Below are 12,695 nucleotides of genomic sequence, written 5' to 3' on the forward strand. Positions count from 1 at the left end.
AACAGTACAAGCTCTAGCTAATTTAGAAGGAAAGCTGTACGTTCTAGCTACGCACAGCTTTCACATGTCAGCCTACGACAGACTAGTCAACTACAATACCATCTTTACCGAAAGATTTAATTGCAGCCGCTTTAACTGCATCATACATTTCTTGTGGAGCAATCTCATTTGCAAGTAAGGCTTGTAGTTTAGGAATAATAACTTCTGTTTCAATTTTTAATGCTTCAGCAGCCAGATCAGTAGGAATATCTGTACGAGCCGGAAGCGCTTTTGCCATCATAGCTTTACCTGCAGCAACGTTATCTTCGTTACGAGGGAATTTTTCAAGTACTTCTGCATTACGTGCAGATTCAGTAATTGGTGATAAGAACAGCTCATTACTGTAGTTAGCAGCAATTGAACCAGAAGACAAGAAATTCGTTGCTAGGGCAATATTTTTGATGTGCTCTTCAGATGGAGCTTTTTTACCACGAAGTGCGATATAACCATCAACGATTGAAGTAGGGACATAATCGGCACCGTTGAATGTTGGGACTGGAAGTGAAATATAATCAACTTCAATAGAATCTGCAACAGCTGAACCATCGTTCGCTTTAATCTTCTCATTGTTTAGACGAGCAGAGTTTTCAAATGCAGATAAACCTTTACCTGTGATCATCGTTTGGCCCGTTAGGAACATGTTCCACCGTTTGCCAGCATCGATAGAGCTTAGCTCTTTAGGCATAGAACCATCGTTGATCATTTCGCGAATAGATGTAAGTAGACCCAAGAAGTTTTTGCTTGTATACGTATATTTAAGATCTTTATCGAAGTAATCTGGTAAACCTGCAGTTTTAGCAAGAATAGCTAGATAGTCTTTAGATGCTACACCAGATGTTGCGAACACGAAACCATAACGAGTAGTTTCACCTTTATCATTTTTCACTACGCCTTTAGAAATTGCATTACGGAACTCTTCATAAGTCCAACCGTTTTGTTGAATGCTTTTCCAATCAATTCCGGCTTCTTCAAGGAATTGTTTGTTACCACCGATAGTGTGGATTTCCATATATGCTGGTAGGCCGTATTGAGCGTCACCTAGTTGGAAATATTTCAATGGAACTTCGTCATAATCGGCCTTGGCTTCATCAGAAAGGGCACCGTTAAGGTCGATTAGTACATTAAGTGCTGCATATTTCGAAATTCCTGAAGCACCGATAAAAGCAATATCTGGAGGAGAACCTGCATTTACTTGAGTATCAAGTTTTTGCGTCATATCTTCCCAGCTCGCTGGTTCGATTTTCAAAGTCAAGTTAGGATGTAGTGTATTAAATTCTTTTTCCATATCAGCAAAACGTGTTTGATAGTTCGCTGATATCGGAGGTAAAAGTGCTGTAATCGTATCCTTTTTAGGCTCAGAACCACCGTTACTAGTTCCTGTATTACCGGAATCTGTAGAAGTTGTAGCGTTATTTCCGTTTCCTCCGCAAGCCGATAAGAGTGATACCATCATGATTCCTGACAAAAACAGAGTTAATCCACGTGATCTTTTTTTCATCGAAAACAGCCCCCTCAATTATTAATAGCATCCATCCTGTTATTCCACTTTTCACACCTAAACCAATGATGCGATTGCCTGTTTCAAGCGTCCTCCGTTTGCGTTAAGTACTTGTTCTGCTTCTTTTGCATCTAACCCCGATTTAATCATCATAATTGCCAGCTTACAGTTCATAGATGCTTTATCAAGTGTTTCTGCGGCGGTTGATGTATCTACACCAGTCGTGTTCATGATGATACGAATCGAGCGATCTACGAGCTTAAAATTACTAGCCTTCAGATCAACCATCAAGTTGTTGTACGTTTTTCCTAACTTGACCATTGTGCATGTTGTCAGCATATTAAGCACCAACTTCTGAGCAGTTCCTGCCTTTAATCGAGTCGAACCGCTAATGACCTCAGGTCCTACAACAGGTGTTATACAAACATCTACAATGGGTTCGAACTTTGAGCCTCTGTTGTTACAAACACCGATAGTGGCTGCTCCAAGTTCCTTTGCTTTCGCTAAAGCTGCAATAACGTAGTTTGCACTACCGCTTGCCGAAATCCCAATTAGTACATCTTTGTTTGTTACACCAATGCTTTCGATTAATGCGATCCCTTCATCCATATCGTCTTCACAGCCTTCAACCGCAGTACGCAAAGCAATATCACCACCAGCGATATAGCCCTGCACCAAGGAAGGATCTGTACCAAAGGTAGGAGGACATTCGGAAGCATCCAGAACACCTAATCTTCCTGATGAGCCAGCTCCTATGTAAAACATTCTTCCACCATTAGACAACCTATGATGTAGAATATCTACCGCCTTTGCAATCTGCGGAATCTCCTCAGTTATAGCTCTGGGGACCAGTGCATCTTGTTGATTCATTAACTGGATCATTTCTTCCGTAGTACATTCATCAATCATTAATGTGTCTGGATTCACAGCCTCTGTTGTCAATCCCGCAAGGTAGTCATTCATAGCCATCCTCCTTCTTCCCAGTCTCAATCTGTCACCTAGTTAACAAAACGTGTTATATTAACTTACAATTATTATGCTCTTATACTAATACAACACCATCGCTTCGTCAATAGATTTTGAAATATAATTTCATAAAGAAATTAAATTCTGATGTTTTATTTCATTTCTTACATACTATGTTATACCACATTTATAAAGCGCTTACAAGATACAATTTAAATTTTTACCAATTGCTTTGATCGCTATGGCTCTAAGGTTAAAGCGATTTTAAAAAATGCATTATTTGCTGATTATCGCTCCAAACGAAACATAAAGTTACATCATCCGCGTTCAACCGGATGATGTTTCGTCTTCGATTCCATTCATTTTCTTCCTCATTATTGTGTGCCAAGCTATTAATTATTGAATTAAACTACTTATTATATTCATTAGATCAACGTATTCATCATGTAGATAATCTGACATAGATTGATAAGTAGTACATTTTAGTACACGAATAAGCGAATGAAATACAAAAAAAAGGAAAGCATTGATCCATGATCAATGCTTTCCTTCACATTCATTCTATCAGAACCTAATTTCTAAGTTTTTTCTTTAATATATTATGCGTTTTTGTTAAGTAGGTTTTTACTTCTTCATATTCTGCACTTGCGACACCAGCAAATAATATGTCGATGATCGTAAGCATCGCAATACGTGAGCCCATAGCCCCACTGCGGATTGTTATTTCAGGTGTGGATATGCTCAGTACAATATCCGCCCGCTCCGCAAGCTCACTTTTATTGTACTTCGTAATCGCAATACATTTCGCTCTATTCTTTTGGGCAATTTCCAGTGCATCAATAATATCACTAGTTGCTCCAGAGTTAGAAATGAAAATGGCAACATCATCTTTCTCAAGTAAAGTTGCTGCCGTGAGCTGACTATGACCATCTGTATAGGCGTGACACATCTTATTAATTCGCGAGAACTTCTGTTCCCCGTCCATACAAACGAGTCCCGAAGCACCTATTCCAAAGAAAACAATTCGCTTACTATGACATAGTAATTCTACAGCTCTTGTAATTTCTTTTCGATCAATAACACTAAGCGTATCCTCAATGGACTTGCAATTATTCAATGAAATATTTGATATAATTGTCGAGAGATCATCACCTGGCTGAATATCTGTATATTGAGCCTTTGAATCCTCATCACGAGAACCCAAAGATGCCGATATACTCACAATAAAATTGCGGTATCCGCTGTAACCCATCGTCTTACAGAAACGAAGGACAGATGCATCGCTTGTCTTACTCGATTGAGCCAATTCCTTAATCGACAAATGAGGGATCTCTTCCGTATTTTCTAAAATGTAATCTCCGACCAATCGTTCAACTGGTGTAAAACTCTCTCGCATATCACGAATTTTAATTAATACGTTGTCATTTAGACTCATAATCTACCTACTCTAGATTTAATTAACACCTTTATTAATATCATAAACAATATAAACAACCAATTTCAATAACAAAATACGTTTCGGCATATCAAAGCTAATATTAATTAATCTATTAAAATCATCCTACTCTTAGGTCATCTGGTGACTTTACGTTGATTATAGCGTAATAAAGTTGTAAGGTATAGTCGATAATTATATACTTTCTGATATGGTGAAACAAGGGACCACAAAGGTCCCCGAAGATTCTTTCTATTGTTCTCAGCATACGTAATACGCATGTATTTTTAAATTTCACTGCCGTCTAAATATGACTCAATTTGTCAACTACATCCTGTGATGTAGCACCGTACTTGAACCATTTAATTTGCTAGCAAGCTGCTTTAATGTAGTCAAGAACACCGGCATGGCCGCTACACTTAGTAATAATAGTGCAATGATTAATACGAATGCTACCTGTATAAGTGTCGTTACGCCCGAAGGAATCAACGCGGCGCAGGTGATCCAACATCCCCTTCAAGCTCGTTATACCGCATCATCAGGAAGTAATCAACGCCCAGGGCTGCAATCAAGCCATCTAATGGCATTCCAAAAGCTGTCTGCAAGTTCTTCTTCGAGCTCAAGCGAATACAGTAACTCACCTTCTTCCATCATTTTAGCGAACTTCTTCAAAGGGCCATATACAGTGCAGACAATTTCTCCTCCTTACCTGATTTGACTATATCTAGAATGAATTTTAATAAATGACCGAATATTGCTTTGCTATGTTCGTCTAAGTAATATCCATCTTCATGCAAGCCTTTCTTTTGCGATTTTTTTGCGCAAGAAATAAAGAGTTCTTTATAATGTAATAATGTACATAAAGACGGATTTGGAGGGAAATAAATGGCAAGTCGTAAATGGGTATTAATCATAGACGATGAAGATGATTTAGCGCGTCTGATGAAGGCTGTTTTACATAAAGAAGGTGTTCCAGACGTTGTAACTGCCGGGACCGTTGCAGAGGGTTGGGACAAGTTCCAGGAGTATAATCCTGAGCTTATATTGCTAGATATTATGCTCCCAGATGGAGAAGGATATGACTTATGCAGAAAAATTCGGGAAACATCAAATGCACCCATCTTATTTATGTCTGCAAAAGACGAGGAAATTAATAAGCTGTTAGGACTGGCGATAGGTGGCGATGATTATATTACTAAACCATTCAGTCCGAAAGAAGTCGCTTATCGGGTAAAGGCACAACTGAGAAGAGCTGGCTTTACAGAAGAAAAAAAAGCTCCGAAAAGCTTACAAGCTGGCCCCTTTGAGCTTAGTGCCAATGAGACAGAATTAAAAAAGAATGGCGAGGTCCTCGTGCTAACCGCCAAAGAAGTCGGTTTAATGAGCTGTTTTATGCATCATCCCAATCAGATTCTAAGCAAAGAAACCTTGTTTGGACAGGCGTGGGGTGAGGACTTTTTTGGTTCCGATAATACAGTGATGGTACATATTCGGCGCTTACGCGAAAAAATTGAGGCAGACCCTTCAAATCCTTCCTTTATTTTGACGGTTAAAGGGTTAGGTTATAAATTAAATACCAAGGAGTGAGACTAGTTGAAATGGAAATTGACACTCCGCTTTTTAAGATCGGTTATGACTATTGTTGTGATCGTTGGTATTGTAAACGCGATTTTGTTCCTTTCCTTATTCGTTATAAAGGTAAATAATAATAACTTTGGCACTGAAGAAGCATCTGCAGAAACCTTTAGCCGAACCTTTTCACAATACGTAGAATTACAGGCTGGCAAACCTGTTGTGAATGAAGAAGGTCTCAAAAAACTACAAGAAATGAGCGCCTGGGTACAATTCTTGAATGACCAAGGGGAGCAAGCAGCAGCATTTTATACCCCTGAAGAATTGAAAACAGAGTATTCTCCTATTGAAATTGTACAAATGTATAAATATAAAGAATTAGATGCACGCACGACGGTTTTTGTCAGCGAAGCCCAACATTTCAGTTACTTTTTAGGGATTAATAATCCTAAAATAGGCCGCTACGTAATGACCTATGACTACGCTAAAATTTTCAAAGATGTTAATGTTTTTCTTTTCATTTTTTTAATCGTTGATGTGCTTATTGTAATCCTCATTGGATTTCTATTTGGGAAAAAGTTAACTGCACCCCTTCATACATTAATAGAGGGTATTCAACAGCTCAGGGAACGACGTTTTAAGAAAATGCCTACTCCCAAAGGTGTTTATGAAGATGTTTTTCGTAATATGAATGAACTATCTGAAAAGCTCGATCGACATGAAGAGGAACGTAAACGTCTCGATCAAATGCGTGAGGAATGGATTAGCAATGTTTCACATGACATGAAGACACCACTTGCTTCTATTCAAGGTTATGCAGAATTTATTAACGACAGTGCCACAGATCTAACAGCCCAAGAATTACAGGAATACACATCAATTATCAAGAGTAAATCGATGTATATGAAAGATCTGTTAGATGACCTCAATTTAACGACACGTTTGCGTAATCACCAGCTATCCCTGCAATTTGAAGAGGTGAATCTCGTTCAGTTTCTACGAGAAATGACGATTGAACTTTTAAATGACCCGACCTTTGGTGAACGGCAGATAGAGTTTGAGGCGAATGTGGCTAAAGCAATGCATAAAGTAGATAAGAAGTTACTAAAACGAGCGATCCTTAACTTGATCTACAACGCGCTGGTGCATAACGATGAAAATGTCGTGGTGAAGATTCGAGTGGATACAGGTCCAGAATCTCATACCCGAATTTCGATTTCTGATAATGGTCATGGAATTCCAGCTAAAGATCTGGAACAGATTTTCGAACGTTACTATCGGGGTACAAACACAACGAGTAAGCATGGTACTGGTTTAGGAATGGCCATCGCAAGAGACATTATTTGGGCTCATGAGGGGAAACTCGATATGACGAGCATTGAGAATACCGGAACCACCATTACTATACTTTTATAATACAAATGCCTTACTTACTCATTAGGCAGAGAAAAGGGCTGTGCTCCATTACCTTTATTGGAGACAGCCCTTCTTCAATTTATTAGTTTTTTATTGCTTTTAGCGGAATATCCTCTACCTTCACTTCATCATATGAGGAGACTTGATCACCTTTTTTTACATACATTTTTAAGTAGGCGCCTTTACGAAGATTTTTTTGTGCATTAAATTCCAGTGGAATTGTATTCCCTTTGGCATTTGTAGCTTCTAGTGTATAGGAATAGGAAGTCATCACTGTACCATCACTCAGTTTATATTCATGGGGTTCCCCATCCTCTGTAATTTGTAAATAATAATTTTCGGCATTCATGCGATTGAAATCAATCTTTGCTAGAGCAAAGACACCTACAACCCCAATAACAAACAAAATACCCATAGTAATTAGAAATTTTTTCATCTCAATCATCCTTCTGTTCTATTATTTAGTGTGATAATACGATTGTATGAAGCTACGGTTAAGAAATAATACAACCCATAAATTATGGTATAAGCAATCATCCAGAGCAACACTGGCTTTGCTAAATCTATCATCAGTAGACTAGAGAATGCTTTTAAAGCCACTACACTATGCAATAACCCTACTATAAGCGGTACAACAAAGATAACGAATACCTGTGACGCAATGGATTTCCGCATTTCTTTTGCACTGACACCCATTTTATGCAGCATATTGTACTGTGCTTTATCTTCTTCTGCCTCAGTTAAAACTTTAAAGTAAATGATACTGCCTGTTGCAGCCAGAAATACGAGTCCAAGGAAACTTCCTATAAAAAGTAGAGAACCCACACTTTCCAAGCTTGTTTGGTAATCTTGAGGCCTGCTTGAAAATAGCGCTTCTTCAGGTAATTGGTTTGCAATTTTTGCAGATAAATCCACAGAGGCGTCCTCTACCCCAAGAACACGATAGCGTAGCACTTCTCCATCATTCCGTAATACTTTATACTGTTCATCCGAGACTACAACTGTTATACCTGCTGTACCTGCATTTAATACGGTTTGTGTTTTAAAGCTTTGGAATGTGAGTGGATGGCCGTTGCCTGTTGTTATAGTTTTTCCTGTATACATAGGTGAGAACCTTTTGTTATATCCGATATCTAAAATAACCGCGTAGCCATCCTTTACATTTAATTTTTCTTTATGCTGTACATTTGCTAAGTTGTTGTATGTTATTTCATCGATAACTGTATACCCTCTTTTATCAGAGCTATCGAACGAGGATCGCGAGTTTAATTCTTTCGTATGAAATGTAATGGATAGCGCTTCGATATTTTCATCGTATTTTGTAGCTGGCAGTACAGCACTTACTTGTTTATCCATTTCTGCATCTGTTAATTGATACATAAAGGTATTCGGATTAATCGTTTTTGCCGAGTCGTTCGTATTGTAATACAGGCTATAGACCGCTCCACCGGCAGTTACTGTTGTAGCACTCAACACAGCAATCACAGTTAATGTACGTGCATTCCCACGGATACGATAGAGCAGCTGCGAAATGGTTATTACATGAAGGCCCTTCCACAGCCACTTTTCATTTTTCTTAATCATTGCTAACAGAAAGCCAGTCACACTGTGGAACAATAAAAATGTACCCACAATTACCGTTGTTAAAATAATTAATACGGTCATGAGAAATCCGATTTTTGCCCATACCTTAGAAGTGAAAAGGTCCTGCATTGCAAGCCAATAGCCCAAGACAATAAGTAACACTCCAAGAACAGCTACTATCATAGATGGTTTAGGCGCCACTTCTCCCTTTTTGGAAGCATGAAATAAATCAATCAGCTTAAATTGATAGATCAAGCGATAGCCTTGAAACGATGTCACTAAGAAAATAACCAGAAATACGATAGCCGTGTTCATCGCTGCCGCCATTGAAAAAGTAAAGGGTGCTACAACGTCATAACCCATTAAATGAATCAAAATCGTCATAAATCCTTTTGAACAAAGGAAGCCAAATACAATCCCTACTATTAAAGAGAATAATCCTAATAATAAATTTTCAAAAAAGAGCATAAAACCGATTTGACGATTACGTACCCCCAGCAACGCATACAGTGCGACTTCTTTTTTACGTCTTTTCATAAAAAATGAATTGGAATAAGCTATAAATATGAACACGAAAAAGATAAGAATGACTGCCGCTCCACTCATTAGGGAACCCAGTTTTTGGGATGAAGCCGTCTGTTCTGCTATCGTATCACTATATTTTAAGGTCACAAATGTAAAGTAAATGATGATACTAAACACCATCGATGCGATGTATAAAAAATATTGCGAGAAGTTTCTGGCTATATTTTTTCTTGCTAGACTAAATAACGTCATCTACCTCACCCCCAATGGCCGCATGAACATCTAAGATCTCTTGGAAGAAGGCTTTGCATGTCTGATCACGACGATAGATTTCTGTTGAAAATGAACCATCCTTGATGAAAATGATCCGGCGGCAGAAGCTTGCGGCAAAGGCATCATGGGTCACCATCATAATGGTCGAATTGTTATTTTCATTTAAAGTACTTAAGCTTTCCAATAAATCTGTTGCTGATTTAGAGTCAAGTGCACCTGTTGGTTCATCAGCCAAAATCAGTGCTGGCTCTGTCACGAGCGCTCTAGCCGCAGCGGTTCTTTGCTTTTGACCCCCAGAGATTTGGTAAGGATATTTCCCCAGTAAATCTTCAATCCCAAATACTTTAGAGATCTGAGTCACAAGGTGATTAATTTTCTTCGCTGGAATTTTAGCAATCGCCAGGGGAAGCAATATGTTCTCCTTTACCGTCAAGGAATCGAGTAAATTGTAATCTTGAAAGATGAACCCGAGATGTTCACGCCGGAAGTCTGACAAAGCTGCTTCCTTCAGATCATGAATACTCTTGTTCTTCATATATATCTTTCCTTCTGTTGGAGAATCTATGGTTGCTAACAAATTTAGCAAGGTTGATTTTCCCGCTCCGGAAGGTCCCATAATCCCTACAAACTCACCTTCATGAATGTCAAAAGACACGTTTTCCAACGCTGTGTAAGCAGCACTTAACTTCCCGTACACTTTTTTTACGTTTTCTACTTTTAATAATGGTTCCATTCATTTCACCTCATAATTTGCTGATACTTATACTATAGGCACCGAACCTTACAGCAAATTCATGCCAACCTTACAACAAGCTTAAATCTACAAAAAAAAGATACCCTGTAGCCATTTAAGACTACGGAGTATCCCTTTGCTATTGAATAGCATTCATTTTTTTCTGGTTGTATATAAATCAGAAGCTTCATCAAAGTAAAAGCGGCGTTTTTGTTTGCCAAACACGACTAATATAACATGAACGAACAATACGATCGTTAAAATGAGAGAGGTCAATCCAGCACCTAGGGTTAAGAATATAGATGCCTTATAAAATGGAGAATCCATTGATATTTCCACATTATTCAACGTTTTCGCAATGACTGTTATGAAGTACATCGCGTAAAGGGCACCAAAGCGTTTAAATAATCGCTTGTTAGTTTCCACTCGACTTATTTTACTGTCATAGCGATAACGCATTATTTTCGTACCGATTGTCGATCCATTCCAAATCATCGGAATAATAAAAAAGGTTACAGAAAGTGTAATGGTGCTCGCAATAAATTCACTAACGATATTAACGTTGGTCATACTCAACACAACTTTAACTACTAGGTTGCTGATAAATAGATCAATGATAACAGCCAGTAACACAGACATCCCTCTTACTTCATCAAGCGCTAATAATCTTTCCGCTTTCTCCTTAATTTTCTTTTTTGACGGGAATAACGCCAACACAGCTGGAGCAATAAAGAACCCCAGTACACCGCCAGTAGTATTTAACAATAAATCATCCACATCAAAAATACGATAAGGGCAATTATAAATCCCGTAAATGCCGGTTACCTGTGTTATCTCATAAAATAAAGTTAATAAGAACGTGAAGCCTAGAGCTTTCTTCCAATATTTCTTATCTTGAAAAAAGTATCGCAGATAAACACCAAAAGGTAATAATAGCAAGAAATTAAAAAACGCTTGATAGAATGAGGGTTGGCTAAATAATAGCCTATAAGTTGCAGGCTGTGATAACACGATGCCACTATTCCCAAAGGTGCCCACTATAAATTGAAATGGCATAAGTGAATAATGTTGTGTGTCCGGTTTTTGTAGCGAACAAGTGTTACGTATTTCCGGCAACGGCAACAATACTAAAAATAACGCTGCTAGAAAGTAAAAGATAAACGAAAACGAAATTAACGTGGTAGAAAAGGGAAGGTAATTATATTTTCTATAGGTATAAATGAGCCATGGGATAAAAAAGGCAAATGCTAAAACCACAAAAAAGATCGCTGCCACAAAGATCGGTTGAGTATATGCTGACATTTCTAGTTCACACCCCAAAATGATTTAGTATTCATATTAACCATAAAACTGATTCTAATTCAACTGGAGTTGGAACATTTTATCAAATTTAAGGATCCTGTAATGTTGGCATCAATTTAATGTAAGGTTCGCAACTTATACTGACTCCTAGGCAAATAAAAATATTTTCAAAGGAGCACTATTAATGAATCCCTCCATCTCGCAAAAAGAAAGAATCATTTCACTCGACATCATTCGCGGACTTGCTCTTTTTGGCATTCTGCTTATAAATGTTGGAGCCTTTAAAGTTATTATGGAAGGAGATCCCTTACCAGACTATAGTGGCATTAATGGAATCATCCATAGCTTGATAATCATCTTCGTACAAAAAAAGTTCTTTTCTATTTTTTCATTCCTATTTGGTGTAGGTCTATACATTTTCGCCTCAAGAGCCGAAAGCCGGGGAGATAAACCCAGATGGCGTATGGCTAGACGTTTACTAATCCTTTTGCTGCTGGGAATCATTCATGTATTTATCTTTTGGGGAACCATTCTGCCCGCATATGCCATTATCGGATTGTTTCTGATCCCTTTTTATCACACAACGGTTTCTACACTTAAAAAGTGGCTTATGGGTATGACATCCATTTACATCATTTCCTTAGTGGTAAAAATATTCCTGCCTTCTCAAGGGGCAATCTCATCTATTCTTGATATTTTTTCTAATGACGCTATACAAATCTTTATTATGTTTTTAGCTGGTTTTTTAACCGCAAAGTCAGGTTGGCTGACACACATACAAGAATTAACAAGACCCATTAGATGGATTCAAATGGTATCATTTCTGTTGTTCATTGGTTTTTCACTATGGATTTGGAACGCTTCTCAAAATGGGAACAGCAATGTAGATTCAGTTACGGGCTTAGGATCTCTCCCAACCACTTTGTTCTACTTAACAACATTATTTCTACTATTAGAAAATAAACAAATGGTGAAATTCCTGAAACCCATATCACGGGTGGGTCAAATGGCGTTTACAAATTATGTAGCACAAAGCATTATAGGGACGGCAATCATTTCAATGATAGGTCTCGAAGTCGTTTCACCAAAAGATATTCTCTACATCGCAGTTCTGATTTATATGATTCAAATCATTTTTAGCACCATTTGGTTCAAGTTTTTTTCCATGGGCCCTTTAGAAAAGGTTTGGCGCTTGATGACCTATGGAACAAAGCCTGCAATAAAACGATAAAAGCTTCGCTTTCCTCGCCTCAATTCAAGTCGAAATTTCTTATCTAAACCCAAAAACCCCTTTTAAAAAGGGGTTCTCAAGTTTAAGCGCTTTAACTTTTAGGCGACAGATCACAACATGA

10 protein-coding genes and 1 pseudogene are annotated in these 12,695 nt (G+C 38.1%); 3 read left to right on the forward strand and 8 right to left on the reverse strand.

The genetic code is table 11. The annotated features are described in order from the left end of the window. Positions 1–82 precede the first annotated feature (82 nt). From MKY54_RS19645 to MKY54_RS19660, 4 genes and pseudogenes are all read right to left on the reverse strand, one after another. A complete protein-coding gene (locus tag MKY54_RS19645) occupies positions 83–1,537 on the reverse strand; it encodes an extracellular solute-binding protein (RefSeq protein ID WP_076190768.1) in 1,455 nt (484 codons plus the stop codon). 57 nt (positions 1,538–1,594) lie between these two features. Further along, positions 1,595–2,500: an N-acetylmuramic acid 6-phosphate etherase gene (murQ, locus tag MKY54_RS19650; RefSeq protein WP_076217895.1), complete on the reverse strand. Its 906-nt coding sequence runs from the start codon at positions 2,498–2,500 to the stop codon at positions 1,595–1,597. 574 nt (positions 2,501–3,074) lie between these two features. Next, positions 3,075–3,938: a MurR/RpiR family transcriptional regulator gene (locus tag MKY54_RS19655; protein ID WP_042129113.1), complete on the reverse strand. Its 864-nt coding sequence runs from the start codon at positions 3,936–3,938 to the stop codon at positions 3,075–3,077. 327 nt (positions 3,939–4,265) lie between these two features. After that, a pseudogene (locus tag MKY54_RS19660) lies at positions 4,266–4,510 on the reverse strand (hypothetical protein); the annotation flags it as partial. A gap of 313 nt (positions 4,511–4,823) precedes the next feature. On the opposite strand from MKY54_RS19660, the gene MKY54_RS19665 reads away from it, so the two are divergent. Together MKY54_RS19665 and MKY54_RS19670 are read left to right on the forward strand one after the other, a co-directional pair. Further along, positions 4,824–5,525 (forward strand): response regulator transcription factor, encoded by a 702-nt coding sequence (locus MKY54_RS19665; RefSeq protein ID WP_076127196.1) that lies wholly within the window; start codon positions 4,824–4,826, stop codon positions 5,523–5,525. A gap of 6 nt (positions 5,526–5,531) precedes the next feature. Then, positions 5,532–6,926, forward strand: a complete 1,395-nt coding sequence (locus MKY54_RS19670; protein ID WP_076307687.1) for a HAMP domain-containing sensor histidine kinase — start codon at positions 5,532–5,534, stop codon at positions 6,924–6,926. An 82-nt stretch (positions 6,927–7,008) separates the two neighbouring features. Here the strand turns inward: MKY54_RS19670 and MKY54_RS19675 are convergent, their stop codons facing one another. From MKY54_RS19675 to MKY54_RS19690, 4 genes are all read right to left on the reverse strand, one after another. Next, positions 7,009–7,362, reverse strand: coding sequence for a YxeA family protein (locus tag MKY54_RS19675; RefSeq protein ID WP_036688737.1), 354 nt, complete (start codon positions 7,360–7,362; stop codon positions 7,009–7,011). Positions 7,363–7,367: 5 nt separating this feature from the next. Next, positions 7,368–9,287: an ABC transporter permease gene (locus MKY54_RS19680; protein ID WP_076307686.1), complete on the reverse strand. Its 1,920-nt coding sequence runs from the start codon at positions 9,285–9,287 to the stop codon at positions 7,368–7,370. Beyond that, positions 9,274–10,041 carry an ABC transporter ATP-binding protein gene (locus tag MKY54_RS19685; protein ID WP_076307685.1) on the reverse strand — a complete coding sequence of 256 codons (768 nt, stop codon included), beginning with the start codon at positions 10,039–10,041 and terminating at the stop codon, positions 9,274–9,276. The genes MKY54_RS19680 and MKY54_RS19685 overlap by 14 nt, the downstream gene beginning before the upstream one ends. 153 nt (positions 10,042–10,194) lie before the next feature. Next, positions 10,195–11,343, reverse strand: a complete 1,149-nt coding sequence (locus MKY54_RS19690) for a VanZ family protein (protein WP_076307684.1) — start codon at positions 11,341–11,343, stop codon at positions 10,195–10,197. Between the two features lie 184 nt (positions 11,344–11,527). Between MKY54_RS19690 and MKY54_RS19695 the strand changes: the two genes are divergently transcribed. Next, positions 11,528–12,574 carry a DUF418 domain-containing protein gene (locus MKY54_RS19695; protein WP_076182853.1) on the forward strand — a complete coding sequence of 349 codons (1,047 nt, stop codon included), beginning with the start codon at positions 11,528–11,530 and terminating at the stop codon, positions 12,572–12,574. Positions 12,575–12,695: the final 121 nt, after the last annotated feature.

This window comes from Paenibacillus sp. FSL P2-0121, from assembly GCF_037975345.1.
Lineage (GTDB): Bacteria > Bacillota > Bacilli > Paenibacillales > Paenibacillaceae > Paenibacillus_AQ > Paenibacillus_AQ odorifer.